21 protein-coding genes are annotated in these 25,427 nt (G+C 74.9%); 10 read left to right on the forward strand and 11 right to left on the reverse strand.

Annotated features, from left to right (window positions below; genetic code table 11):
* Positions 1–125 precede the first annotated feature (125 nt).
* Positions 126–1,613, forward strand: a complete 1,488-nt coding sequence (locus tag HKK73_RS06225; protein WP_171467653.1) for a PHB depolymerase family esterase — start codon at positions 126–128, stop codon at positions 1,611–1,613.
* Positions 1,614–1,633: 20 nt separating this feature from the next.
* Here the strand turns inward: HKK73_RS06225 and nhaA are convergent, their stop codons facing one another.
* The 3 genes from nhaA to HKK73_RS06240 all read right to left on the reverse strand — a co-directional run bounded on the left by nhaA (position 1,634) and on the right by HKK73_RS06240 (position 5,117).
* Entirely contained in the window at positions 1,634–2,950 is a 1,317-nt protein-coding gene (gene nhaA, locus HKK73_RS06230; RefSeq protein ID WP_137280203.1) for a Na+/H+ antiporter NhaA, read from the reverse strand.
* 161 nt (positions 2,951–3,111) lie between these two features.
* A complete protein-coding gene (locus tag HKK73_RS06235; protein ID WP_043655497.1) occupies positions 3,112–3,666 on the reverse strand; it encodes a DUF1697 domain-containing protein in 555 nt (184 codons plus the stop codon).
* A complete protein-coding gene (locus HKK73_RS06240) occupies positions 3,663–5,117 on the reverse strand; it encodes an amidase (protein WP_171467654.1) in 1,455 nt (484 codons plus the stop codon). Before HKK73_RS06240 ends, HKK73_RS06235 begins: the two co-directional genes overlap by 4 nt.
* 227 nt (positions 5,118–5,344) lie before the next feature.
* On the opposite strand from HKK73_RS06240, the gene HKK73_RS06245 reads away from it, so the two are divergent.
* The 3 genes from HKK73_RS06245 to HKK73_RS06255 all read left to right on the forward strand — a co-directional run bounded on the left by HKK73_RS06245 (position 5,345) and on the right by HKK73_RS06255 (position 9,321).
* The gene (locus tag HKK73_RS06245) at positions 5,345–5,965 is read left to right on the forward strand and encodes a PadR family transcriptional regulator (protein ID WP_051028208.1); all 621 of its coding nucleotides are present in this window, start codon (positions 5,345–5,347) and stop codon (positions 5,963–5,965) included.
* Positions 5,962–7,602, forward strand: coding sequence for a DHA2 family efflux MFS transporter permease subunit (locus HKK73_RS06250; protein WP_171467655.1), 1,641 nt, complete (start codon positions 5,962–5,964; stop codon positions 7,600–7,602). The genes HKK73_RS06245 and HKK73_RS06250 overlap by 4 nt, the downstream gene beginning before the upstream one ends.
* Positions 7,603–7,944: 342 nt before the next feature.
* Positions 7,945–9,321 carry a PhoH family protein gene (locus HKK73_RS06255; RefSeq protein WP_085388281.1) on the forward strand — a complete coding sequence of 459 codons (1,377 nt, stop codon included), beginning with the start codon at positions 7,945–7,947 and terminating at the stop codon, positions 9,319–9,321.
* 59 nt (positions 9,322–9,380) lie between these two features.
* On the opposite strand, the gene HKK73_RS06260 is transcribed toward HKK73_RS06255, so the two are convergent.
* Positions 9,381–10,724, reverse strand: coding sequence for an FUSC family protein (locus HKK73_RS06260; RefSeq protein ID WP_171467656.1), 1,344 nt, complete (start codon positions 10,722–10,724; stop codon positions 9,381–9,383).
* Between the two features lie 75 nt (positions 10,725–10,799).
* Between HKK73_RS06260 and HKK73_RS06265 the strand changes: the two genes are divergently transcribed.
* Positions 10,800–11,288, forward strand: a complete 489-nt coding sequence (locus HKK73_RS06265) for a MarR family winged helix-turn-helix transcriptional regulator (protein ID WP_061267618.1) — start codon at positions 10,800–10,802, stop codon at positions 11,286–11,288.
* A 90-nt stretch (positions 11,289–11,378) separates the two neighbouring features.
* On the opposite strand, the gene HKK73_RS06270 is transcribed toward HKK73_RS06265, so the two are convergent.
* Positions 11,379–12,824 carry a class II fumarate hydratase gene (locus HKK73_RS06270; RefSeq protein WP_171467657.1) on the reverse strand — a complete coding sequence of 482 codons (1,446 nt, stop codon included), beginning with the start codon at positions 12,822–12,824 and terminating at the stop codon, positions 11,379–11,381.
* Positions 12,825–12,969: 145 nt separating this feature from the next.
* Positions 12,970–13,647 carry a carbonic anhydrase gene (locus tag HKK73_RS06275; protein WP_043659766.1) on the reverse strand — a complete coding sequence of 226 codons (678 nt, stop codon included), beginning with the start codon at positions 13,645–13,647 and terminating at the stop codon, positions 12,970–12,972.
* 129 nt (positions 13,648–13,776) lie between these two features.
* Between HKK73_RS06275 and HKK73_RS06280 the strand changes: the two genes are divergently transcribed.
* The 4 genes from HKK73_RS06280 (at position 13,777) to HKK73_RS06295 (ending at position 18,308) form a co-directional block, all read left to right on the forward strand.
* The gene (locus tag HKK73_RS06280; RefSeq protein WP_043659768.1) at positions 13,777–15,069 is read left to right on the forward strand and encodes an extracellular solute-binding protein; all 1,293 of its coding nucleotides are present in this window, start codon (positions 13,777–13,779) and stop codon (positions 15,067–15,069) included.
* The gene (locus HKK73_RS06285; protein WP_085388276.1) at positions 15,066–16,112 is read left to right on the forward strand and encodes a carbohydrate ABC transporter permease; all 1,047 of its coding nucleotides are present in this window, start codon (positions 15,066–15,068) and stop codon (positions 16,110–16,112) included. Before HKK73_RS06280 ends, HKK73_RS06285 begins: the two co-directional genes overlap by 4 nt.
* The gene (locus tag HKK73_RS06290) at positions 16,112–16,963 is read left to right on the forward strand and encodes a carbohydrate ABC transporter permease (RefSeq protein WP_034651432.1); all 852 of its coding nucleotides are present in this window, start codon (positions 16,112–16,114) and stop codon (positions 16,961–16,963) included. Before HKK73_RS06285 ends, HKK73_RS06290 begins: the two co-directional genes overlap by 1 nt.
* A 91-nt stretch (positions 16,964–17,054) precedes the next feature.
* Positions 17,055–18,308, forward strand: a complete 1,254-nt coding sequence (locus tag HKK73_RS06295; RefSeq protein ID WP_021482413.1) for an ABC transporter ATP-binding protein — start codon at positions 17,055–17,057, stop codon at positions 18,306–18,308.
* Positions 18,309–18,416: 108 nt separating this feature from the next.
* Here HKK73_RS06295 and HKK73_RS06300 read toward each other — a convergent pair whose 3' ends face one another.
* From HKK73_RS06300 to HKK73_RS06315, 4 genes are all read right to left on the reverse strand, one after another.
* A complete protein-coding gene (locus HKK73_RS06300) occupies positions 18,417–19,379 on the reverse strand; it encodes a carbohydrate kinase (protein ID WP_171467658.1) in 963 nt (320 codons plus the stop codon).
* Complete coding sequence (locus HKK73_RS06305) at positions 19,376–19,669, reverse strand: exodeoxyribonuclease VII small subunit (RefSeq protein WP_051028398.1); 294 nt, start codon at positions 19,667–19,669, stop codon at positions 19,376–19,378. Before HKK73_RS06305 ends, HKK73_RS06300 begins: the two co-directional genes overlap by 4 nt.
* A 58-nt stretch (positions 19,670–19,727) precedes the next feature.
* Positions 19,728–21,056, reverse strand: a complete 1,329-nt coding sequence (gene xseA / locus HKK73_RS06310) for an exodeoxyribonuclease VII large subunit (RefSeq protein ID WP_144722445.1) — start codon at positions 21,054–21,056, stop codon at positions 19,728–19,730.
* Positions 21,057–21,138: 82 nt separating this feature from the next.
* Complete coding sequence (locus tag HKK73_RS06315) at positions 21,139–22,545, reverse strand: polysaccharide deacetylase family protein (protein ID WP_157446661.1); 1,407 nt, start codon at positions 22,543–22,545, stop codon at positions 21,139–21,141.
* A 197-nt stretch (positions 22,546–22,742) separates the two neighbouring features.
* Between HKK73_RS06315 and HKK73_RS06320 the strand changes: the two genes are divergently transcribed.
* A complete protein-coding gene (locus HKK73_RS06320; protein ID WP_051028399.1) occupies positions 22,743–23,822 on the forward strand; it encodes a 4-hydroxy-3-methylbut-2-enyl diphosphate reductase in 1,080 nt (359 codons plus the stop codon).
* A 45-nt stretch (positions 23,823–23,867) separates the two neighbouring features.
* Here HKK73_RS06320 and rmuC read toward each other — a convergent pair whose 3' ends face one another.
* Positions 23,868–25,376 carry a DNA recombination protein RmuC gene (rmuC, locus tag HKK73_RS06325; protein ID WP_081600197.1) on the reverse strand — a complete coding sequence of 503 codons (1,509 nt, stop codon included), beginning with the start codon at positions 25,374–25,376 and terminating at the stop codon, positions 23,868–23,870.
* Positions 25,377–25,427 lie beyond the last annotated feature (51 nt).

Raw genomic sequence — 25,427 nt, forward strand, 5'->3', positions numbered from 1 at the left:
GCTCTGATATTGACAGGTGATTCAGGTCACACGTAACGTCCGGCTCGCCCGGGTCCGGCGCGCGACGGTGCGCGCCACGGTGCGCGAAGCGCCGACGACGACCCGACCTCGACGTGGAGGTTCAGATGGTCAGGCACTCCCTCAGACAGCGCGCCCGCGCCCGCCGGAGCGCCGTCGCGCTCGCCCTCGGCGCGGCGCTCGCGGTCGTGCTCGCCCCGCTCGTCACCGCACCGGCCACGGCCGCCGGGTCGTGGTCCCAGCGCACCGCCGGCGGGATGACGGTCGAGCTCTACCGGCCGTCGACGGCGCCCGCGCTCCCCGGCGGTCGGGCGCTCATGGTCTCCCTGCACGGGTGCGTCCAGACGTCGCAGGTGCTCAAGAACGGCGGCAACTGGACCGCGACCGCCGACGAGCACGGCATGGTCGTCGCGGTCCCCGCCGCGCCGAACGGCGGTGTCCTGCTCGGCTGCTGGGACTACTACGACACGAACCACAGCCGCACGAACCCCGCGCGGCACGACGACGACCTGCTCGACCTCGTCTCGACCCTGCTGGCAGACGCCTCGCTCGGCATCGACCCGGACCAGGTCTACGCCAGCGGCCTGTCGTCCGGCGGCGGCCAGGCGATGGTCATGGGCTGCCTCGCGCCCGACGTGTTCGCGGGCGTGGGGATCGCGGCGGGGCCGACGGTCGGGACGACGTCGGGCCAGATCGGGAGCGTCGCGACGACGCTCGCGCAGGCGCGCTCGACGTGCCGGACCTTCGCGGGGACGCACGCGGCGGGCTTCGGCTCGCAGGTGACGTCCGTCGTCTTCGGCAGCGCCGACACGACGGTCGCGACCGGGTACGGGACGCTCAACGCCCAGGTCATGGCCGACCTCTACGGAGCCGGGACCACGTCGTCGTTCTCGCTCGCCGGGCTCGCGGGCACGAACCGCGCGGGCACCGGGTCGCTGTGGTCCGACGCCGCCGGCCCGCGCGTCTCGCTGGTCCAGAACACCGGGCTCGCGCACGCGTGGCCCGCGGGCGGCGGCCCCGGAGGGTCCTACGTGTCGACGAACAGCATCGACTACCCGGCCTACCTCACCGACTTCCTGTTCGCGAACAACCGGCGCGTCGACCGCGACCCGGGCCCCGACCCGGACGTCACGGCGCCGACGGTCGCGATCACCGCGCCCGCCGCGGGCGCCGCCGTCTCGGGGACGGTCCGCGTGGAGGTCGCGGCGTCCGACGACCGCGCGGTCGACCGCGTCGAGCTGAGCGTCGACGGCGCGATGCTCGTGACGCTGCGCACCGCCCCGTACGGGTTCGACTGGGACACGACGGCGCTCGCGCCCGGCTCGCACGTGCTCACGGCCCGCGCGGTCGACGCGGCGGGGAACGCGTCGACCGCGCAGGTCGCGGTGACGGTGCAGGCGCCGACCGGGCCGTGGTGCGGCACCGCGACGAACGCGCAGCACCGGACCGCGGGGCGCGCGATCTCCTACGGCGTGAACCCCTACAACCCGTACTACGCGGTCGGCTCGCTCGCGTACCTCGGCCAGGGCGACGCGACGGTCACGACGCTGCGCGAGGCCGCGCCCGGCCGGTTCGAGGTCGCCGCCGCCTGCTGAGCAGGGCGGGCCCGCTCGGGCTAGTGCTCCAGGCGGTCCTTCGGGTCACCGATGAAGTCGGTGACGTCGTCCGGGAGGTCGTCGCGGTTCATGTCGTTCGAGCGGGCCCGGCGGGCGTCCCAGCGCAGCGCGAGCGCGGCCAGCACCGCCGCGATCGTGGACGCCGCGAGGATCGCGATCTTCGCGCCGTCGGTGTGCTCGGCGTCGGGGAACGACAGCTCCGCGATGAGGAGCGAGACGGTGAAGCCGATGCCCGCGAGGAACCCGACGGGCAGGAGGTCGCGCACCCCGATGCCGGCCGCGAGCCGCAGCGGCGTGAAGCGCGTGACGAGCGCCGTGACCCCGAGCACGCCCACGAGCTTGCCGACGACGAGCCCGAGGACGATGGCGAGCACGACGGGCTGCGTCAGCACCTCCCCGACGGGCGTCTCGCCGCCCACGATCGAGACGCCGGCCGCGAAGAACGCGAACACCGGCAGCGCGACGCCCTGCGAGAGCGGGCGCACCGTGTGCTCGAAGCGCTGCGTGCGCGGCTCCCGCTCCCCGTGCACCGCGAGCGCGGGGACGGTGAAGCCGAGCAGGACGCCGGCGATCGTGGCGTGGACGCCCGACTCGTGCATGAACGCCCAGGCGACCACCGCGACGGGCAGCAGGAGCCACCAGCGGGTGCGGCGAGCGCGCACGAGGACGGCGTAGAGCGCGACGGCGAGCAGCGCGAGGCCGAGGTAGCCCCACTGCAGCTCCGCCGTGTAGAAGATCGCGATGACGACGATCGCGAGCAGGTCGTCGACGACCGCGAGCGTGAGCAGGAACGTGCGGATCGCGACGGGGAGCCCGCGGCCGAAGACGGCGAGCACGCCGAGCGCGAACGCGATGTCCGTCGCCGTGGGGATCGCCCACCCGTGCAGCGCGCCCGGGTCGCCCGTGGTCAGCAGGACGGCGACGAAGATCAGGGCCGGCACCGCCATGCCGCCCATCGCCGCGAGCACCGGGACGCCCGCTTGCCTCGGGTTGCGCAGGCTGCCCGCGACGAACTCCTGCTTGAGCTCGACGCCGACCACGAAGAAGAAGATCGCGAGCAGGCCGTCGGCCGCCCACGTCGACAGCGTCAGGTCGAGGTGCAGCGGGGAGGACGGGCCGACGACGGTGCTCGACAGCGTGAGGTAGGACTCGCGCCAGGGCGAGTTGGCCCAGACCAGCGCGAGCAGCGCCGCGCCGATGAGCAGGGCGCCGCCCGTCGTCTCGCGCCCGACCCAGCGGCGCAGGCGTGCACCGGGGGAGGGGCGGTCGGTCGGCGGGGTGGCCGAGGGGCCGGAGGGCAGGGCGGGGTGGGTCATCGTGCTCCCGGGGTCGCTGTCGTGTCGCACGGCCGCGTCGCGGACCGTGGCCGACCAGACTTCCCGGCACACCGCCCACGATTCTACGGGGCGGCGCACCCCTCGCGGTCGACGTGTCCGGCTCGCGGTCCAGTCTCCTGGCGCTCGTCCCGCCGCGCGCGTCAGGGCGGGGTGTCCTCGGCGAGCGCGAGGAGACGCGTCGTCGTTCTCCAGTTCCGGCCCGTCACCGGGGTCCCGGCCGCCTTCGCGAGGACGGCCGCCGTCAGCCTCGACCGACCGACGCCGTCGGGGTAGGCGACGTAGAGGACGCCGTTCGCGACGACGGCGCGCTCGGTCGTCAGGCGCGGCCCGAGCGCGGCGGCGGCGTCCGGGTCGACCGGCTCCTCGCCCACGTGGACCAGCAGCCCGGCCGGGCGGTCGGCGGCGTCGTCGGGCAGCGGGTTCCCGCGCACGATCTTCCGGAGGCGCTCGGTCGTGAGCACGGCCACGGCGGCGTCGACGCCGAACCGCTCGGCGACGCCGTCGTGCAGGAGGCGCGCGACGTCCGCGGGCGACGACGCACCGGACGACCCCGGCCCGACGACGAGGTTCCCGCTGTTCACGACCGTGCGGGCGTGCGCGAGGCCGAGCTCGCCCGCGAGGTCCCGCAGCGCGGTCGACGGGACCTTCCGCCCGCCCACGTTCACGGCGAAGAGCAGGCAGGCGTACGCCGTCACGACGACGTCCCCGGGCGACGGTGGGACCACGGCGCGGCCTCCTCGAGGCGCGCCGCGAGGGCCAGCAGCAGGGCGTCGTCCCCGTGGTCCGCGCCGAGCATGACCCCGACGGGGACGGTCGCCGCAGACCCGTCGGGGTCGGTGACGCGCGCCTCGCCGAGCGGGAGGGAGACCGCGGGCCGCCCCGTGAGGTTCCAGAGGCTCGTCCAGGGCGTGAACGCCGTCTGCGCCGCGAAGTCGGCGGCCGGGTCGTCGTCGACGCGCTGGCTGCCGACGAGCGCGGGCGGCTGCGCGAGCGTGGGGGAGAGCACGACGTCGACGCCCGACCACGCGGCGGCGACCTCGCGCGTGAGCTGCTGCACCCCCGCGAGCGCCGTCGCGTACGCGAGCCCGCTCACCGCGCGCCCGCGCTCGCGCAGCCACCGCGTGAGCGGCACGAGCAGGTGCTCGCGCTCCGGCGGGACGGGTGCCTGGAGCGCCCCGACGGACCACAGCGCCGCGAACGCGTCCCAGCGCTCGGCCCCGAACGGGGGCGGGATCTCGACGACGTCGTGCCCGAGCCGGACGAGGAGCTCCGCCGCCGCGCGGGCGGCGTCGGCGCACGCAGGGTGCACGGGGGCGCCGGCGGCGATCACGGGCTCCAGCAGCAGCCCGACGCGGAGCCGCCGCCCGTCCGGCGGGGCGCCGAGCCGCGCGGTGAAGGTGTCGCCGGGCCAGGGGCGCGCGAGCACGTCGAGGAACGCGGCGGTGTCGCGGACCGACCGGGTGAGGACGCCGTGCGTCGCGAGCCCCGCGCCGTCGACCCCGTACGGGCCCGGGCTCACGAGCCCGCGCGACGGCTTGAGCCCGACGAGCCCGCACGCGCTCGCGGGGATGCGCAGCGAGCCGCCGCCGTCGCTCCCGTGCGCGACGGGGACGACGCGCGCCGCGACCGCAGCGGCCGCGCCCCCGCTCGACCCGCCCGCCGACCGCGCGAGGTCCCACGGGGTGCGGGCTGTCGGGCCGACGTCGGGCTCCGTGTAGCAGGGGAGGCCGAGCTCCGGGGTCGAGGTCTTGCCGACCATCACCGTGCCGGTGCGCCGCAGGAGCGTCACGACGCCGTCGTCGTACGGGGCGGGGAACGGGTCGATCGCGGCCGAGCCTGCGCGCATCGGCACGCCCTCGACCATCGTGAGGTCCTTGACGGGGCAGGGGACGCCGAGGAACGGCGGGAGGCCGTCGTGGGGACCGGCCCGGCCGTCGCGCCGCGCCGCCACGAGCGCGTCCTGCGCGGCGAGGGCCTGCGTGCGCGCCAGGTCCGGGGTCAGCACGGTGAAGGCGCCGACGGCGGCACCGACCCCGGCGGCGGCGTCGAGCGTCGCGTCGAGGACCTCGACGGGAGAGACGTCGCCGGCGCGCAGGGCACCGGCGAGCGCGGTGGCGTCGAGATCGAGGAGCTCGGGGGCGCTCATGGCTCGTGAACCTACGCGCGCCGTCGCACCCGCGCGACCGCGCGCCCGCGACCCGCGCGCGCGATCTCCGCGCGCGCGATCTCCGCGCGCGTGACCTCCGCCCGCATGGAGCCCGGCGGTCGACACCGGTCGAGCGGGAGGCGTATATTCCAACCGGAATATTCCAGCCGGGGGCGAGCTCCCCACCCGCCGGCCTGCTACCCCGCCACCCCGTCCCGGAGACCACCGTGACCTCCCCGCGCCTCAGCCCCACGGCGACCCTCGTGCTCGCCGTGCTGCTCGAGCAGCCCATGCACCCGTACGAGATGCTCGTGCGCCTGCGCAAGCGGCGCGACGACCGCCTCGTGCGGCTCAACCCCGGCGCCGTCTACCACGCGGTGGACCGCCTCGAGCGGGACGGCCTCGTCGAGCGCGCGGGCGTCGACCGGGACGGCAACCGGCCCGAGCGGACGCTCTATGCCATCACCCCGGCCGGCGTCGCCGCGCACGACGCCCGCACGCGCGACCTCGTCCGCGAGACGCCGCGCGAGTACCCCGCCTTCCCGGTCGGGCTCGCGCTCGTGCACGACCTCCCGCGCGAGGACGCCCTCGCGCTGCTCCGCGAGCGTCGCGCGGCGCTCGCGGCCGCGATCGACGGGGTGCGCGAGCGCCTCGACGACGTGGTCGCCCGCGGCCTGCCCCGCCGCTACCTGCTCGACGCCCACTTCGAGCTCCACCAGACCCGGGCCGAGATCGCCTGGCTCGACGCGACCGTCGCGGACGTCACGTCCGGCGCGCTGAGCTGGACCGAGGAGCCCGGACCCGCGTTCCGCCACTCCCGCACGACCTCACCTCAGGAGTCCTCGTGACCACTCCCGCCCCGGGCACCGGCCCGGCCCCGGCACCCGCCGAGGCCGGCGCGCGCGTCGTGCCCCTCGTCGACCTCCACGGCCGCAGCGCCTGGAGCATCCTGCCGCCGCTCATCCTCGGCTTCTTCATGATCATGGTCGACACCACGATCGTGAACATCGCGGTCCCCACGCTCCAGCGTGAGCTCGACGCGTCGCTGGTCGCGGTCGGCTGGGTCAACAGCGCCTACCTGCTCTCGTACGCGGTGCTGCTCCTGCTCGCGGGTCGCCTGGGCGACCGGTACGGGCCCAAGCCGGTGTTCGTCGTCGGCCTGGCGGTGTTCACGCTCGCGTCCGCGTGGTGCGGGCTCTCGGGCTCGATCGGGATGCTCATCGCCGCTCGCGTGGTCCAGGGCGTCGGCGCGGCGCTCATGACCCCGCAGACGATGGCCATGATCACGCGCGTGTTCCCGCCGCGGCAGCGCGGAGCGGCCATGGGCCTGTGGGGCGCGACGGCGGGCGTCGCGACGATCGCCGGCCCGCTGCTCGGCGGGCTGTTCGTCGAGTCGTGGGGCTGGGAGTGGATCTTCTTCGTCAACGTCCCGGTCGGGGTCGTCGCGCTCTGGCTCGCCCTGGTGCGGCTCCCGCGGCTCGCGACGAACAAGCGCTCGTTCGACGTGGTCGGCATCGTGCTGTCCGTCGTCGGGCTCTTCGCGGTCGTCTTCGGGCTCCAGGAGGGCCAGACGTACGACTGGGGCACGATCACCGGGCCGGTCACGGTGTGGGGCGTGATCGGCGTCGGCCTGCTCGTGCTGGCCGCGTTCGTGCTGTGGCAGCGCCGGCTCGGCGACGACGCGCTGCTGCCGCTGCGGCTCTTCCGCTCGCGCAACTTCTCGCTCGCGAACGTCGCGGGCATGTCCGTGTCGTTCGCGATGATCGGCATCTTCTTCCCGCTGACGATCTTCCTCCAGTCGATCCTCGGGCTGTCGCCCCTGCACGCCGCGCTCGTGAACCTGCCGGGCTCGCTCGTGTCGGGGATCGTCGCGCCGCTCGCCGGCCGCCTGTCCGACCGCGTGCCCGCGAAGTGGGTCGTCGCGACGGGGTTCGGCGTCCTCGCGGTCGCGATCGGCTGGCTCGCGGCGGTCGTCGGGCCGGGCGTGTCGGTGGTGACGATCGTGCTCCCCATGACGCTGTTCGGCATCGGCACCGGGTGCGTCTTCTCGCCGCTCGCGAACCTCGCGACGTCGGGCCTCGACCACCGCACCGCCGGGGCGGGCGCGGGCGCCTTCAACACGACGCGCCAGGTGGGCGGCGTGATCGGGTCGGCCGCGATCGTCGCGACGCTCACCGCGCGCCTCGCGGTGACCCTCCCGGCGGCCGCGCGGGACGCGGCGGCCTCGCTCCCCGAGCAGTTCCGCCAGCAGTTCGTCGACGGGTTCGCGAACGCGGGGTCGCTCCAGGGGGGCCAGGGCGGGTCGTTCGACCTCCCGCCGGGCGTGCCCGACGACGTCGCGCGCCAGGTCACGGACGCCGCGACCACCGCGTTCCACCAGGGCTTCGCGACCGCCGTCGGGCAGACGCTCGCGGTCACGGCCGTGGTGCTCGTGCTCGGGTTCGTCGCCGCGATCGCGATGGCGCCGAAGCACGTCGAGCACTGACCTGTCCGGGATCGACCCGACCGTCACGACGCCGGCCCCCGGAGGGCCGGTCTCGGACGCTCGGGTCGATCTCGCGCGGCCCGCGGGTGCGGCCTCCGCGTGAACGGTGGGTTAAACCTCGCGCGGAGGCGTGTCGGGGGTGGTGACCCGAATCACACGGGCGTAGTTTCGAGGAGACGGACGGCACCTTCGCCGTCCTCCGGGAGGCCAGCCGATGGGGTTCACGCTCCGCTCAGGAGGGCCGGCACCGGCGCTGCTGAGCCGTGGCACCCACGGCCCGACGGCCGGTCGCCCGCCTCGCCCAGAGAGAGAACGGCGCGCGTGCGCCGGAGGGGAGCCCTCGTGGTCCATTCCTCACCCACCCCCGGTACCTCACCCACACCGCAGGACGACGCACCGGACGGCGCGCGCCGCACGTTCGTCGTCGACACGTCGGTCCTGCTGAGCGACCCGCGCGCCATCGGGCGGTTCGCCGAGCACGACGTGGTCCTCCCGGTCGTCGTCATCACCGAGCTGGAGGCCAAGCGCCACCACGCCGAGCTCGGGTACTTCGCGCGCAGCGCGCTGCGCATGCTCGACGACCTGCGGGTCAAGCACGGCCGGCTCGACGCCCCGATCCCGGTCGGCGACGGCGGCGGGACGCTGCGCGTGGAGCTCAACCACACCGACCCGGGCGTGCTGCCGGCCGGGTTCCGGCTGGGGGACAACGACACCCGGATCCTCTCCGTCGCCGCGAACCTCGCGGCGGAGGGCCACGACGTCACGGTGGTGTCCAAGGACCTGCCGATGCGGGTCAAGGCGTCGGCCGTGGGCCTGCGCGCCGAGGAGTACCGGCACGAGCTCGCCGTGGACTCGGGCTGGACGGGGATGGGCGAGATCTCGTTCACCGACGCGGAGGCGGCGGCGCTCTGGGAGCACGAGTCGGTCGAGCTCACGAGCCTGGACCCGGAGGTCGTGGAGGCGGCCGGCCCCCTGCACTGCCACACCGGTCTCGTCGTGCACTCGCCGCGAGGGTCCGCCCTCGGGCGCGTCACCGCGGACAAGCACGTCCAGCTCGTGCGGGGCGACCGGGAGGTGTTCGGGCTGCACGGGCGCTCCGCGGAGCAGCGCGTCGCGATCGACCTGCTGCTCGACGAGAGCGTCGGGATCGTCTCGCTCGGCGGGCGGGCCGGGACGGGCAAGTCGGCGCTCGCGCTGTGCGCGGGGCTGGAGGCCGTTATGGAGCGCCGGCAGCACCGCAAGGTCATGGTGTTCCGGCCGCTCTACGCCGTCGGGGGCCAGGAGCTCGGCTACCTGCCCGGCTCCGAGGCCGAGAAGATGAACCCGTGGGCGCAGGCCGTCTACGACACCCTCGGGGCGCTCGTCTCGCCGCAGGTGCTCGACGAGGTCATCGACCGCGAGATGCTCGAGGTGCTCCCGCTCACGCACATCCGCGGGCGCTCGCTGCACGACGCGTTCGTCATCGTCGACGAGGCGCAGTCGCTCGAGCGCAACGTCCTGCTCACGGTGCTGTCCCGCATCGGGCAGTCGTCGCGTGTCGTCCTCACACACGACGTCGCGCAGCGCGACAACCTGCGCGTGGGCCGGCACGACGGCGTCGCCGCGGTCATCGAGGCGCTCAAGGGCCACCCGCTGTTCGCGCACGTCACGCTCACGCGCTCCGAGCGGTCGCCCGTGGCGGCGCTCGTCACGGAGATGCTGGAGTCGATCGAGGTCTGACCCGCCGCCGAGGTAGAGGTCTGGTCATGACCAGGCCTCTACCTCGCGGTGCCAGGCCTCTACCTCGGCGGACCGGGGGTCTCGCTCGCGCGGAGGCGGGTCCGCGGGTGGACGAGGACCACCGCGAGGACGCCGACGACGGCGCCCAGGACCGTGTCGAGCGCGCGGTCGAGCGCGAGCGCCGACGGGTCGGCGGGGTGCGCGAGCGAGGTCATGAGCAGCGCCATGGGCGTGATGGTGAGCATCGCGAGCCCGTAGTGGCGCCCCACGATCGTCTCGGTGACGGTCTGGAGCACGACGACGACGGCGGCCGTCCCCCAGAACCCGAGCGGCGCGGCGAGCAGCGGCCAGGCGAGGAGCGCGCCCGCGACCGTGCCGGCCCCGCGCTGCAGCGCCCGCACGACGGCGTGGCGCGTCGACTCGCCCTGGAGCACCGCGGTCGAGCCCATGGTCGCCCACGCCGCGTGCCCGAGGCCGGCGACGGCGGCGACCGCACCGGCGACGAGCCCGGCGACGCCGACGCGCACGGTCGGGAGCCGCCAGGGTCCTGCGGCCCGGGACCGTGCCTGGGCGCGCAGGGTCGTGCGGACCGCCGGGCCGTTGTCGCCGCGCGGCACGCCGGTCGCGTCGAGCGCCTCCTCGACGGCGTCGAGCTCCGCGGCGAGCGCGGGGACGGCGGGCCGCGTCCGCCACCAGGACGCGTCGTCCGCGAGGACGTCGCGCGCCCGGGCGACGGCGCCCCGGGCGGCCAGCGCGGCGCTCTGCGGGGCCCCGGGTCGTTCGGTGGCGCGCACGGCGTCGGCGGCGCGGCGGACGGCGAGGCGCGCGGGCGCCGTCGGGCGGACGAGCACGCCGGCCGTGCACACGAGCCCCGCGAGGAGCGCGCCGAACGCGGCCGCGAGCGCGCGCGGGGCGACGTCGGCGAGCGTCGGCGCGCCCGCGAGGCCCGCGCCCGCGGCGAAGACGACGATCGTCGCGCCGGGCGGGCCCGTGCGGACGAGGAGGCAGAAGGCCGTGGCCCCGGCGGCGAGGAGCGCGACGGCGGCGGTCGTGACGAGCGCGGGCGTGCCCGTCGCGGCGAGGAGCGTGAAGGCCGCGATCGTACCGGTCATGAGCGTGCCGACGGTCGCGAGGAGCGTGGCCCGACGCCGGTACGGGTCGTACCGCCCGTAGAGCGACGTGAGCGCGCCGAGCGACGCGAACGCCGTGAGGTCGGGGCGCCCGAGCAGGCCCGGGACGGCGATCGCGAGCGCGACCGCGGCGCCGCAGCGCAGCGCGGCGGCGACCGTCGCGTCGGCGGGGCTCACGCGCAGGGCGTCGCGGAGGTGGGCGGGGTCGAGGACGTCCTGGGCGGCGGCGCGCACGGGCGCGAGTGCCGGGCGGGCGGGGGAGGAGAGGGGCATCGACGAACCAGCCTAGCGGTGATTCCTCGGTGTTTCACCAGTGAAAGAGTGTGAGGCCCGCCCTATCCTGGGTCCGTGGACTACGTCGACCGCGTGCGCGCGGAGTGGGCTGAGCAGCGGCCGGACCTCGACACCGCGACGTCGGCGGTCGGGGCGCGGCTGCGTCGCGTCGCGGCGCTGCTCGAGGCGGCGCTGGAGCGCTCCGCGGCACGGCACGACGTCTCGCGCGCGGAGTTCGACGTGCTCGCGGCGCTGCGCCGCGCCGGGCGGCCGCTGCGGGCGGGCGAGGTCACGACGATGACCGGCGCCCCCGGCGCGTCGATCACCAAGCGCCTCGACCGGCTCGAGCGCGCCGGACTCGTCGAGCGCACCGTCGCGGAGCGCGACCGGCGCGGCGTCCTCGTCGCGCTCACCGACGCCGGGACGGCGCTCGTCGACGAGGTCTTCCCGCAGCAGCTCGACCGCGAGCGCGCGGCGCTCGTCGACCTCGACGAGGCCGAGCGCGCCGAGCTCGCGCGCCTGCTCGCCGTCGTGCTGCGCCGCCTCGACCCCGTCGACTACTGACGTCCTCCCACACGACCCGGGGACGACGAAGGCCGGGCGGAGCGGGTCGTCCCGCTCCGCCCGGCCTCCGTGGACCCGGGTCGCGGACGCTCAGGCCTGCGGCGGGCGCGTCATCGACAGGACGTCGAGCGCCTCGTCGAGCTGCGCCTCGGTGACCTCGCCGCGCTCGACGAAGCCCAGGTCGATCACGGCCTGGCGGACCGTGAGGCCTTCCTTGACGGAGTGCTTCGCGACCTTCGCCGCCGCCTCGTAGCCGATGACGCGGTTGAGCGGCGTGACGATCGACGGCGACGACTCGGCCAGCGCGAGGGCGCGCTCGACGTTCGCCGTGATGCCCGCGACGGTCTTGTCCGCGAGGACGCGCGACGCGTTCGCGAGGAGGCGGATCGACTCGAGGACGCCCTGCGCGATCACGGGGATCTGCACGTTGAGCTCGAACGAGCCCGACGCGCCGGCCCACGCGACGGTCGCGTCGTTGCCGATCACGCGCGCGGCGACCATGAGCACGGCCTCGGGCACGACGGGGTTGACCTTGCCCGGCATGATCGAGCTGCCCGGCTGCAGGTCCGGGATGAAGATCTCGCCGAGACCCGTGTTCGGGCCCGAGCCCATCCAGCGCAGGTCGTTGCAGATCTTGGTGAGCGAGACGGCGATCGTGCGCAGCGCGCCCGAGAGCTCGACGAGGCCGTCGCGCGAGGACTGCGCCTCGAAGTGGTCGCGCGCCTCCGTGAGGGGCAGGCCCGTGTCCTCGACCAGCAGCGCGATGACGCGCTGGGGGAACCCGGCGGGCGTGTTGATGCCGGTGCCGACGGCGGTGCCGCCGAGCGGGACCTCGGCGGCGCGGGGGAGCGCCGACTCCAGGCGCTCGACGCCGTAGCGGATCGCGGCGGCGTACCCGCCGAACTCCTGGCCGAGCGTCACGGGCGTGGCGTCCATGAGGTGCGTGCGGCCCGACTTCACGACCGTCGCGAACGCGGCGGACTTCGCCTCGAGTGCCTCGGCGAGGTGGCCCAGCGCGGGGACCAGGTCGCGCACGACCCCGGCCGTCGCGGCGACGTGGACCGACGTGGGGAACACGTCGTTCGAGGACTGCGACGCGTTGACGTGGTCGTTCGGGTGCACGTCGCGCCCGAGCGAGCGCGTCGCGAGCGTCGCGAGGACCTCGTTCGTGTTCATGTTCGACGACGTCCCGGACCCCGTCTGGTAGACGTCCACCGGGAAGTGCGCGTCGTGCGCGCCCGACGCGACCTCGTCGGCCGCGGCGACGATGGCGGCGGCGACGTCCTCGTCGAGCACGCCGAGCTCCGCGTTCGCGCGGGCCGCGGCCTTCTTCACGCGGGCGAGCGCCTCGATGTGGCCGCGCTCGAGGGGGGTGCCGGAGATGGGGAAGTTCTCCACCGCGCGCTGCGTCTGCGCGCGGTAGAGGGCCTGCGCGGGCACGCGCACCTCGCCCATGGTGTCGTGCTCGATGCGGTACTCGGTCGTCGGTGCGGCCGTCCCGGCGGCGGCGCCGGGAGCCTCGGGAGATGCAGTCATGGGGCCATCCTGCCGCACCGCGCGCCGGCCCCCGCAACCCGCGTGAGCGAGGTCACGCGGGCTGCGGGGAGGGTCGTGCACGGGTCGGCGGGCGCTGCCCCGGCGACGAGCGCGCCGGGGCAGCCGCGCAGCCCGGGCCGTGGGGTCAGGCGTCGGCGCGGGGCTGCTCGCCGACGTCGCCCACGACGTCGACCAGGTGCGCGCGGCCCTCGGCGAAGTCGTACTCGACGCCGACGATCGCGCAGCGGCCCTCGGCGACGGCCGCGGCGAGGCCGGCCGAGTAGGAGTGCAGCATGTCGACCGTGTTGCGCACGTGCTCGCGGCGCAGCACGGCGGGGTCGAGGTTCTCCAGCGTGCCGTTCCCGGCGCCCGTGATCTTCGCCACGGAGGGGATGACGCGGTCGACGACGGCCCGGACGAACCCGTTCGCCTGCGCGCCCGTCCGCAGGGTCTCGACCGCCGCGCCCACGGCACCGCACGAGTCGTGCCCGAGCACCACGACGAGCGGCGCGGACAGCACCTCGACGCCGTACTCGATCGAGCCGAGCACCGTGGTGTCCACCACGTGCCCCGCCGTGCGGACGACGAACATGTCGCCCAGGCCCTGGTCGAAGATGATCTCCGCCGCGACGCGGGAGTCGGAGCAGCCGAACAGGACCGTGTGCGGGTGCTGCGCGGCCGACGTCTCGCGTCGTCGGTCCGCGCCCTGCGACGGGTGCAGCGGGGCGTCGGCGACGAAGCGGTCGTTCCCGGTCCGCAGCGTCGCCCACGCCTCGGCGGGGGTGAGCGAACGGACCGGCTGTGCGGGGGCGGGAGAGGTCATGGCTCCCATCATCGCGCAGGTCGGGGCGTGCTCCGCGTGCCCGTTCGCATGGCGGGCCGCGCCGGGGGGCGGTATCCATGGAGGGTGACACCCCCGGTACTCGGGGAAGCGCGACCGAGGGGAGCTGACGTGCGCCGACGCACCCGAGCGCTCGCCGTCCTGGTCGCCGCGGGGCTCGTGGCGCCGCTCGCCGCGTGCGGCCCGGGCGACGACGGGACGCCGGAGCTCACGTGGTACATCAACCCGGACAACGGGGGCCAGGCCGACATCGCGGCGGCCTGCACCGAGGCCGCCGGGGGCGCGTACCGCATCACGACCGAGCTGCTGCCGCGCGACGCCGCGTCGCAGCGCGAGCAGCTCGCCCGCCGCCTCGCGGCGAAGGACTCGTCGATCGACATCATGAGCCTCGACCCGGTGTTCATCGCCGAGTTCGCCGAGGCGGACTTCCTGGCGCCCGTGCCCGACGACGTCGCGCAGGCGACGACGCAGGACGTGGTGCAGGGCGCGATCGACGCCTCGACGTGGAAGGACGAGCTGGTCGCCATCCCGTTCTGGGCGAACACGCAGCTCCTCTGGTACCGCAAGTCCGTGGCCGAGGCCGCCGGGCTCGACATGTCGCAGCCCGTCACGTGGGAGCAGATCATGCAGGCGGCCCAGGACCAGGACAAGCTCCTGGCCGTCCAGGGCGCCAAGGCCGAGTCGCTCACGGTGTGGATCAACGCGCTCGTCGAGGGCGCGGGCGGCCACATCATCGACAACCCCGAGGCCCCGGCCGACGAGGTGAAGCTCGGCCTCGACACGGACGCGGGCAAGGCCGCCGCAGAGATCATCGGGGGCATCGGCACCTCGGGCGTCGGTGGGCCGGGCCTGCCGAGCGAGGACGAGCCGGCGTCGCTCACCAAGTTCCAGGGGGACCGCGGGTCGTTCATGGTGAACTGGCCGTTCGTCTGGTCGTCCACCCAGAGCGCCGTCGAGGCCGGGTCGCTCGACCAGGCGCTCCTCGACGACATCGGCTGGGCGCTGTACCCGCGCACGACGGAGGGCGAGGACGCCCGTCCGCCCTACGGCGGCATCTCGCTCGGCATCGGCGCGTTCGGCAAGCACACCGACCTCGCCTACGAGGCGGCCCAGTGCATCGTGAGCCCCGAGAACCAGGCCGAGTACTTCGTCACCAACGGCAACCCGGCCGCGAGCATCAAGGCCTACGACGACCCGGACGTCCAGAAGGCGTTCCCGATGTACGACGTCATCCGCGACTCGCTCGACCAGGCGGCGCCGCGGCCCCAGACGCCGTTCTACAACGAGGTCTCCACGGGCCTCCAGCAGACGTGGTACCCGCCCGCGTCGGTCGACCCCGACACGACGCCGCAGGAGTCCACCGAGTTCATCACCGCCGTCCTGCGAGGGGAGCGACTCCTGTGAACGCCGGACCCCCGACCGAGCCCGCACCCCGCGGCCGGCACGCCACCACGCCGTCGACGGCGACCGACGACGCCCCGCCGCGCGGCGCGGCCGCTCCCCGGTCGGGGTCGCGCGGCGCGCCGGACGCCGCCGCCAAGGCCGCACGCAGCGACCGCTCGCGGGCCGAGGCCCGCCTCGGCTGGTACCTCGCCGGGCCGGCGTTCGTCGTCATGCTCGCCGTGACGCTGTACCCGATCCTCCAGGCCGTCTACGACTCGCTCTTCAACTACAAGCTCACCGCGCCGGACGACCGGTCGTTCGTCGGGCTCAACAACTACGTCGTGATCCTCACGGACTCCGTGTGGTGGCGGGACCTCGGGGTCACGCTCTTCATCACGGTCGTCACGGTCGTGATCGAGCTGATCCTGGGCTTCGCCCTCGCGCTCGTCATGCACCGCGCGATCAAGCGCCTGCGCGGGCTCCTGCGCACCGCGATCCTCGTGCCCTACGGCATCATCACGGTCGTCTCGGCGTTCGCGTGGTTCTACGCGTTCGACATCACGTCCGGGTACGTCAACCACTGGTTCGACTGGGTGCCGGGCGTCGGGCCCGACCTCAACTGGTTCGCGCAGCAGGGCACGAGCCTGTTCGTCATCATCGCGTCCGAGGTCTGGAAGACGACCCCGTTCATCTCGCTCCTGCTCCTCGCCGGCCTCGCGCAGGTGCCGGGCGACCTGGAGGAGGCCGCGAAGGTCGACGGCGCGACCGCGTGGCAGCGGTTCACCCGCGTCATCGTGCCGAACATGAAGGCCGCGATCATGGTGGCCGTCCTGTTCCGCGCGCTCGACGCGTTCCGCATCTTCGACAACGTCTTCATCATGACGAACGGCGCGAACGGCACCGAGGTGCTGTCGCTGCTGGCCTACCGCACGTCGATCGGCCAGCTCCAGATCGGCATGGGCTCGGCGATCTCGGTGCTGCTCTTCCTGTGCGTCGTGCTCATCTGCTTCATCGCGATCAAGCTCTTCAAGGTGGATCTCGCCGGCGCGAGGGGGGAGAAGTGATGGGCAGCGTCCTCAGCACCAAGGCCAAGATCTGGTGGGCCGTCATCACGGTCGTCGTGCTCGTCGGGGCGCTGTTCCCCGTGCTGTCGATCTTCATGACGAGCTTCAAGGGGCCTAGCGACATCAACTCCGGGACGTTCCTGCCGCCGCAGTGGAGCACCGCCAACTACGAGCAGATCCTCGCGTCCGGCGGGTCCGCGCAGGAGCTGTTCCTGTCCGCGCTGCGCAACTCGATCGGCATCTCGCTCATCGCGACGGTCATCGCCGTCGTGCTCGCCACGCTCTGCGCCTACGCGATCGCGCGCCTCGACTTCCCGGGCAAGCGCCTCATCCTCACCACGGCGCTCGGCGTGTCGATCTTCCCCGTCGTGTCGATCGTCACGCCGCTGTTCAACCTCTGGCGCAACATCGGCCTCTACGACACCTGGCTCGGCCTGATCATCCCGTACCTGTCGCTCACCCTCCCGATCTCCATCTGGACGCTCGCGGCGTTCTTCCGCCAGATCCCGTGGGAGCTCGAGCAGGCCGCGCAGGTCGACGGCGCGACGCCGTGGCAGGCGTTCCGCAAGGCGATCGTCCCGCTCGCCGCGCCGGGCGTGTTCACCACCGCGCTCATCGCGTTCTTCATCGCGTGGAACGACTTCGTCTACGGCATCTCGCTCACGTCGACGAGCGCGGCCCGACCGGTCCCGGCGGCGCTCGCGTTCTTCACCGGGGCGTCGTACTTCGAGGAGCCGACGGGCGCGATCTCCGCGGCCGCGGTCGTCGTGACCATCCCCGTGGTCATCCTCGTCGTGCTGTTCCAGCGCCAGATCGTCTCGGGCCTGACCCAGGGGGCGGTGAAGGGATGAGCACCGCGTCCCCGGCCCGCCCCGTCCACCACCGCACGCCCTCCCGGTCCGCCGGGCACCGTGCCGCACGCCGAACCCGAGGAGAGAGCTGATGGCGTCGATCACCCTCAAGGACATCGTCAAGCGCTACGGCGACGGCTTCCTCGCCGTGGACAACGTCAACCTCGACATCGCGGACGGCGAGTTCGTCATCCTCGTCGGGCCGTCCGGCTCGGGGAAGTCGACGGTCCTGCGCATGATCGTGGGGCTCGAGGACATCACGGCGGGCGAGCTCGAGATCGACGGCGTGCGCGTCAACGAGAAGGCGCCGCGCGAGCGCGACCTCGCGATGGTGTTCCAGAACTACGCGCTCTACCCGCACCTCACGGTCGCGGAGAACATCGCGTTCCCGCTGCGCCTCGCGAAGGGCAAGCACAGCGAGGAGGAGATCCGGGAGAAGGTCGAGCGCGCGGCCGACATGCTCGACCTGCGCGAGCACCTCGACCGCAAGCCCGCGAACCTCTCGGGCGGTCAGCGGCAGCGCGTCGCGATGGGCCGGGCGATCGTGCGCGACGCGAAGGCGTTCCTGTTCGACGAGCCGCTGTCGAACCTCGACGCCAAGCTGCGCGGGCAGACCCGCACCGAGATCGCGCGCCTGCAGCGCCGGCTCGGCACGACGACCGTCTACGTCACCCACGACCAGACCGAGGCCATGACGCTCGGTGACCGCGTCGCCGTCCTGCGCCGCGGCGTGCTCCAGCAGGTCGCGAGCCCGCGCGGCCTCTACGAGCAGCCGGTCAACCTGTTCGTCGCGGGCTTCATCGGCACGCCGCCCATGAACTTCCTGCCCGGCGAGGTCTCGGGCGGGAAGATCACGCTGCCGTTCGGCGAGTTCGACATGCCGGAGAGCATCGCGACGGCCGTCGGCGACCGGGGCCTGGTGATCGTCGGCCTGCGGCCCGAGCACTTCGAGGACGCGCGGCTCGTCGACCCGGCGAAGAAGGACCGGGGCCACACGTTCGAGGCGCAGATCGACGTCACCGAGTGGCTCGGCGCGGAGCTCTACGCCTACGTCCCGTTCGAGATGCACGAGTCCGTGAAGGGGCAGCTCGACGAGCTGGACCGCGAGCTCGACGGCGAGGGCGTGCGCACGCAGTTCGTCGTGGCGCTCGACTCGGCGTCGCGTGCGCGCGACGGCGACGTGACCGACCTGTGGTTCGACCCGACGAAGATGATGATCTTCGACCCGGAGACGAGCGAGAACCTCACGCGCGACACCGCGGAGGCCGAGCGCATCGAGCAGGAGAACGTCGAGGACCGCAAGCGCTCCCTGGAGCGGGCGCAGAAGCAGGACGCGCAGGTCTGACGCAGGTCTCGGCCGCCCGGGCTCGTGCCCGGGCGGCCGACTTGTGCTCAGGCCCGTGGCCGGGCTCTGGGCGGGCTCGTGGGCGCGGCCTCGGAGCCGTGGTCGGGCTCAGCCGAGGGCGAGCTCCGCGCGTCGCGGCGGGTTGGCCCCGGCGCGCGAGACGGTGACGGCGGCGACCGCGACGCAGCGGCGCAGCACGTCGCCGAGCACGGTGGCGTCGATCGCACGCAGCGCCTCGCGCCGGTCCGCGCCGAGCAGGCCGGCCTCCCACAGCCCGTCGAGGAGCGCGCCCATGAACGAGTCGCCCGCGCCGACGGTGTCGACGACCTCGACGCGTGGGGCCGTGACGCGCTGCTCGCCCGTCGCGGTGACGGCGACCGCGCCCTCGCCGCCGAACGTCACGACGACGAGCGCCGGCCCGAGCGCGAGCCACTTGCGCGCGACGGCGACCGGGTTCGCGCCCGGCACGAGCCACGCCACGTCCTCGTCGCTCACCTTGACCACGTCGGCGAGCGCGACGAGCGCCTCGATGCGGGTGCGCGCGTCGGCGGGGTCGCCCATGAGGGCGGGCCGGGCGTTGGGGTCGTAGGTGATCGTCGCGGTGTCGCGCGCCGCGGCGACGAGCGCGCGGACGTCGGACGCGCCGGGCTCCAGCACGGCGGCGATGGAGCCCGTGTGCACGGCGAGCGTGCCGGCGTCGGGAGCCGTGCCCGCGGGGACGCACCACTCCAGGTCGAACTCGTACGTGGCCGCCCCGTGCGCGTCGAGGTGCGCGGTGGCGACGCTCGTCGTGGGGGCGTCGGTGCTGCCGGGCGTGAGGGTCACGGCGGAGTCGTCGAGCCATGCCCGCACCGCCTCGCCGTGCGCGTCCTGCCCGAGCCACGTGGCGAGCCGGGCGTCCCGCCCGAGCCGCCCGAGCGTGAGCGCGACGTTCGCGAGGCTGCCCCCGGGGTGCTCCGCGACGCTGCCGTCCGCGCGGTGCACGACGTCGACGAGCGCCTCGCCGACGACGAGGACGTGCTCGGTGGGCGCCGCGGCGGCGGGCTGGGCGGGGTCCGTGCTCGTGCTCATGCGTCGTCTCCGGTCGGGTCGTCGGGGTCGGTCGTGCCGCGTGCCGTCGCGTCGTCCTGCGAGCGCGCGGCGTCGAGGCGGGCGCGCGCGCCGTCGAGCCACTCCTGGCAGCGCGCGGCGAGCGCCTCGCCGCGCTCCCAGAGCGCGAGCGAGTCCTCGAGCGGCTCGCCCCCGGCCTCCAGCCGGGCGACGACCTGCACGAGCTCGTCGCGCGCCTGCTCGTAGGAGAGCGTCGACACGTCGGACGTGACAGCGTTGTCAAAGGAAGTCACGGCAGTATTCAACCCCATCTGTGCGTCGTGGCCCGACCGGTCGTCCGGCGGGCGGTCCAGAACCGGCGCGGGCGCGTCACGACGCCTCCCGGCCGGGAGCGGGTCCGTCGTCGTGCGTGCCGGTGACCGCCACGTCCAGCGCGCCGCGCGCGAGACGCACGCGCACCGCGTCGCCCGTCGCGACGTCGGCGGGGGAGCGGACCACGTGCCCGTCGGCCCGCTGCACGACGGCGTACCCCCGCTCGAGCGTCGAGGCCGGGGACAGGGCCCGCACCTGAGCCTCGAGCCGGCCGACCTCGCCCGCCGCGCGCACGAGCCGCGCGTCGAGCGCCCGGCGTGCCCGGTCCCGCAGCGCCCCGACCCGCTCCTGCCGGTCGGTGAGCATCCGCCCGGGGTCGGCGAGCACGGGCCGGGACCGCAGCGCGTCGAGCCCTGCCTGCTCGCGGGACACGCGCCCCGCGATCGCGCTGCGCAGGCGCTGACGGCCCTGCGCGACGCGGGCGCGCTCCTCCGTCACGTCGGGCACCACCCGCTTGGCCGCCGCCGTCGGGGTCGAGGCGCGGTAGTCCGCGACCAGGTCGAGCAGCGGGCAGTCGGTCTCGTGGCCGATCGCGCTCACGAGCGGCGTGCGGCATGCCGCCGCGACGCGCACCAGCGCCTCGTTCGAGAAGGGCAGGAGGTCCTCGACGGCGCCCCCGCCGCGCGCGACGACGATGACCTCCACCTCCGGGTCGGCGTCGAGCGCACGGATCGCGTCACCCACCTGCTGCACCGCGTGGGCGCCCTGGACGGCCACCTCGCGGATCTCGAACCGGACCTGGGGCCAGCGGGCGCGCGCGTTGACCACGACGTCGTGCTCCGCCTTGGACTCGCGCCCGCACACCAGCCCGACGACGGCCGGGAGGAACGGCAGCGGCCGCTTGCGGTCGGCGTCGAACAGGCCCTCCGCCGCGAGCACGCGCTTGAGGTGCTCGATCCGCGCGAGCAGCTCGCCCACGCCGACGGGACGGATCTCGCGCGCCTGGAGCTGGAGCGTGCCGCGCCGCGTCCAGAACACCGGCTTCGCGTGCACGACGACGTGCGCGCCCTCCTCCACCGGCGTGCCCTGGAGCACGCGGGACGCGGCCGACACCGGGAGCGACATGTCGAGGTCCGTGTCGCGCAGCGTGAGGAACGCCGTCGACGTGCCCGGGCGCCGGTTGAGCTGGACGACCTGGCCCTCGACCCAGACCGGCGCCATCCGCTCGACGTACTGCTCGATCTTGCGCGACAGGAGCCGGACCGGCCACGGGTGCTCCGCGCTCGTCTCGAGCGCGCGCGCCGGCAGGGGGCCGCGGGCCGCCGGACCGGCGGGCGCGGCACCCGGACGCGGGGCGTCGTCGGGCAGCGGGAGGGAGGCGGTCACGGGACCAGCCTGCCGCACCCCACCCACGCCCACCCAACGCACCGCGGTACCGAGCGCGCCGGCCGGCGCGCCGGTCGAGCGCTCAGGGCGCGAGCAGGTCGACGGTGACGAGGCGGTAGCCCTGCGCGCGCAGGTCGTCGACGATCCCGGGCACGGCGTCGACGGTCGAGGCGTGGATGTCGTGCATGAGCACCACGCTGCCCGGTTGCGCGCCCTCCACCGCGCGGCGTCGCGTCTCCGCGGCGTCGCGCGTCTTCCAGTCGAGCGTGTCGAGGTTCCACAGCACCACCTGGAGCCCGGAGCGGAGCGCGACCGACCGCACGCGGTCGTCGACGTCCCCGTACGGGGGCCGCAGGAGCGTCGGGGTGACCCCCGCGGCGCTCTCGATCGCCGCCTGGGTGCGCGCGAGCTCGTCGCGGACGGCGTCGTCGTCGAGCGTCGTGAGCTGCGGGTGGTCCCAGGTGTGGTTCGCGAGCAGGTGGCCGGCGGCCGCCGTGTCGCGCACGACGTCGGGCCGCTTCTCCACGTTGCTCCCGACGAGGAAGAACGTGGCCGAGACGTGCTTCTCCGCGAGCACCTGCAGGAGCCGCTCGGTGTCGGGCCCGGGCCCGTCGTCGAACGTGAGCGCCACGCACCGCTCGACCGCGCAGTCCACGCCCGTCGCCCGCGCCTGGTCGCGCCGCTGGGCGAGCTGGAGCGCCAGCCGGTCCGACCAGACGGCCTCCGTCGCCGCGAGCACCGCGTCGCGCAGCGCCACGGTCTCGGCGACCGGGGCGCCGCCCGGGCCGGCGTCCAGCGTCGTCGTCGCCTGCGTCAGCAGCCCGTCGAGCGTCGTGCGCGTGCCCTCGTCCGTGACGAGGCCGGCCGACTCCGTGAGGACGGGCCGGCCCTCGGTCGCCGCCGCCTCGAGACCGTCGTACGCCCACTGCCGCTGCGCGGTCGCGACGGGCTCCGCCGCCTCGACGACGGCGGTGGCGGCCTCGTCCAGGGCGTCCGCCGCGGGCTCGGAGCCGGTCACGACCTCGACGTGGACGGCGGGGCGCGAGCCCGGGTGCAGCGGGTTCGGGCGGGACAGGGCGTCCACGGTGCGGTCCTCCTCCGGGTAGGTCACCGGGGTCGTGCGGAGCGTGGTGGCCTCCTGGAGCGCGGCGGCCAGGGGCTCGCGGACCGCCGGGTCGTCCACCTGGCCCTCGCTCGCGGCGAGCAGCGCCGCGCTCGCGACCTCCGCCGCGGTCGTCGGGACGAGCCGCGTGAGGTACGCCGCCTCGGCCCGCGCGCGCCCGTCCGTCGCGTCCTGCGTCACGCGCGCGACCTCGGCGTCGTAGCGCTCGACGGCGGCGACCCACGCGCGGTGCTCCAGCGTCCCGACGACCACGACCGCCGCCGCGACGACGACGAGCAGCAGCGGGACGAGCCACCACCACACGCGGCGGCGTCGTCGGTGCGCGTCGGGCACGGGTGACGTCGTGCCGCCCGGGTCGTCGCTCATGCCCTCGATCTTGGGGGGCGGCGGGACGGACGTCGACCCGGCGCGCCCGGCGGGCGGGTGCGACACGCGTGCCGCACGCCGCGCCTGCGGAGGGTCTGTGTGCGCCTCGCGCGCGGGACGTGACGACGTCGGGGCCGGGCCGTGGGTGAGCGGGCTCACCGGGGTCGGGCGACCGCCGCTCGCCTAGACTCGGGAGCGTGAGCGTCCTCCCCGCCGGCTCGTCCGCGTCCCCGACCGACCGCCCCGTCGCGACCCCTGCCGTCGACGGGACCCGCAAGCGCGTCCTGCTGGCGGCGCCGCGCGGCTACTGCGCGGGCGTCGACCGCGCCGTCGTCGCGGTCGAGAAGGCGCTCGAGCACTACGGCGCGCCGGTCTACGTGCGCAAGGAGATCGTGCACAACAAGTTCGTCGTCGAGACGCTCAGCGAGCGCGGCGCGATCTTCGTCGACGAGACCGACGAGGTGCCCGAGGGCGCGCGCGTCGTGTTCTCCGCCCACGGCGTGTCACCCGCCGTGAAGGCGGCCGCGGCCGCGCGCAACCTCGACACGATCGACGCCACGTGCCCGCTCGTGACGAAGGTGCACAAGGAGGCCGTGCGCTTCGCGAAGGACGACTACGACATCCTGCTCATCGGCCACACGGGCCACGAGGAGGTCGAGGGCACCGCGGGGGAGGCCCCCGACCACGTGCAGGTCGTCGACTCGCCCGACCACGTGGACGACGTCGTGGTCCGCGACCCGGACAAGGTCGTGTGGATCTCCCAGACGACGCTCTCCGTCGACGAGACGATGGAGACGGTCCGCAGGCTGCGGGAGAAGTTCCCGACCCTCCAGGACCCGCCGAGCGACGACATCTGCTACGCGACGCAGAACCGCCAGGTCGCGGTCAAGAAGCTTGCTCCCGACGCGGACGTGGTCATCGTGGTCGGCTCGGCGAACTCGTCCAACTCCGTGCGCCTCGTCGAGGTCGCGCTCCAGGCGGGGGCCGGGGCGTCGTACCGCGTCGACCACGCGAAGGAGATCGACCCGGCCTGGCTCGACGGCGCGACGACCGTGGGCGTGACCTCGGGCGCGTCCGTGCCGGAGATCCTCGTGGACGACGTGCTCGCCTACCTCGCGGAGCGCGGGTTCGGCGCGGTCGAGGAGGTCCGCACGGCGACGGAGGACCTCATGTTCTCGCTGCCGCGCGAGCTGCGCGCCGACCTCAAGGGCTCGACGGCCGACGGCGGGCGCCCCACCCGCGGCGGCCGCACCTCGCTCTCCGTCCAGCCCGTCTGACGCCCGCGCCGGAGCCTTCCGCGGCCGTCGGCCCCGGGGGAGCGTTCAGGCGCTCGCCCCGCCGGCCGACGGCTCCCGCCGAGGCTCGTCGCGGTCGTCGGGGCGCTCGTCGATCGCGACCACGGACTCGTTGACGGACGCGAGCAGCTCGGGCGCACTCACCGCGCTGAGCTGCGGGTTCACCGTCGGGGGCGTCGTCAGCTCGTCGTCGACCACGTGCAGGTCCGCGAACCGGCGCGCGCTGACGAGCACGCGCGTCTCGAGCGAGCCGACCGTCCGGTTGTAGGAGTCCGCGGCGCTCTGGAGCTGGCGCCCGAGCTTCGCCAGGTGCGACCCCATGACCGCGAGCCGCCCGTGGAGCTCCTTGCCGAGCGTGAGGACCTGCTGCGCGTTCGTGGCCAGGGCGTCCTGCCGCCACGCGTAGGCGATCGTCCGCAGCATCGCGACCATCGTCATGGGCGTCGCGATGACGACGTTCTTGGACACCGCGTGCTCGAGGAGCGACGGGTCCTGCTCGACCGCGGCCGAGAGGAACGACTCCGCCGGGACGAACATGACGACGAACTCCGGTGCCGGGCCGAACTGGTCCCAGTAGCGCTTGGCGCCGAGGTCGTCGACGTGCTTGCGCATGTGGCGGGCGTGGGCGGCCAGGCGGTCCGCGCGCACGGCCGGATCGGTGGCGCCCTGCGCGTCGAGGTAGCCGAGGAACGCGACCTTCGCGTCGACCACGACCTGCTTGCCGCCCGCGAGCCGCACGACCATGTCCGGGCGCAGCGCGCCGTCGTCGGTCGCGACCTGGTCCTGCTCGACGAAGTCGACGTGGGGGAGCATGCCCGCCGCCTCGACGACGCGGCGGAGCTGGAGCTCGCCCCACGCGCCCCGCACCTGCGACGAGCGCAGGGCCGTCACGAGCTGCGACGTCTCGGCGCGCAGCAGCTCGGACGCGTCGCGCACCCCGCGCACCTGCTCCGCGAGGCTCCCGTGCGCGGCGAGGCGGGCCCGCTCGGCCTCGGCGACCTCCGCGCGCACCTTCTCCAGCGCCCCGGCGAGCGGCTCGACCAGGTGGCGCACGGCCTCCTCGCGGCGCGCGAGCTCGGCCGCCCCCTGCTCCTGGCTGCGCCGCATGCGCTCCTCCGCCTGCACGAGGAACTGCTCCGTGCCCGCGGCGAGCACCTTGCGCGAGAGCGCCTCGAACTGGGCCTCGAGCCGCCGGTGGTCGCCCTGGATCTCCGCGACGCGGCGCTCGGCCGCGGCCCGCAGCTCCGCGAGCTGCTGCTCGTGGGTGGCCCGGGCGAGGTCGAGCCGCTCGTCCGCGCTGCGCTGGGCCGCGCCGAGCTGGCGCGCGAAGCCCTCGCGCTCCGCCTCGAGCCGTTCGGCGAGGCCCGCGCCGCGCGCGGCGTCCTGCTGCGCCTGGCCCAGGAGCTGGGTGAGACGGCGGACCTCCGCGCCCGCGGCGTCGGGCGAGGCGCGCCGCACCGCGAGCACGAGCGCGGCGCCGACCACCAGCCCCAGCACGAGTCCGACGGCGAAGAGCAACCATCCCGAGGAGTCCATGGCCGCACCCTCCCACGGGGCACCGACAGCACGGCCGGTCGGCGCGCGGGC

The sequence above is a fragment of the Cellulosimicrobium sp. 72-3 genome (assembly GCF_013127315.1).
GTDB lineage: Bacteria > Actinomycetota > Actinomycetes > Actinomycetales > Cellulomonadaceae > Cellulosimicrobium > Cellulosimicrobium funkei.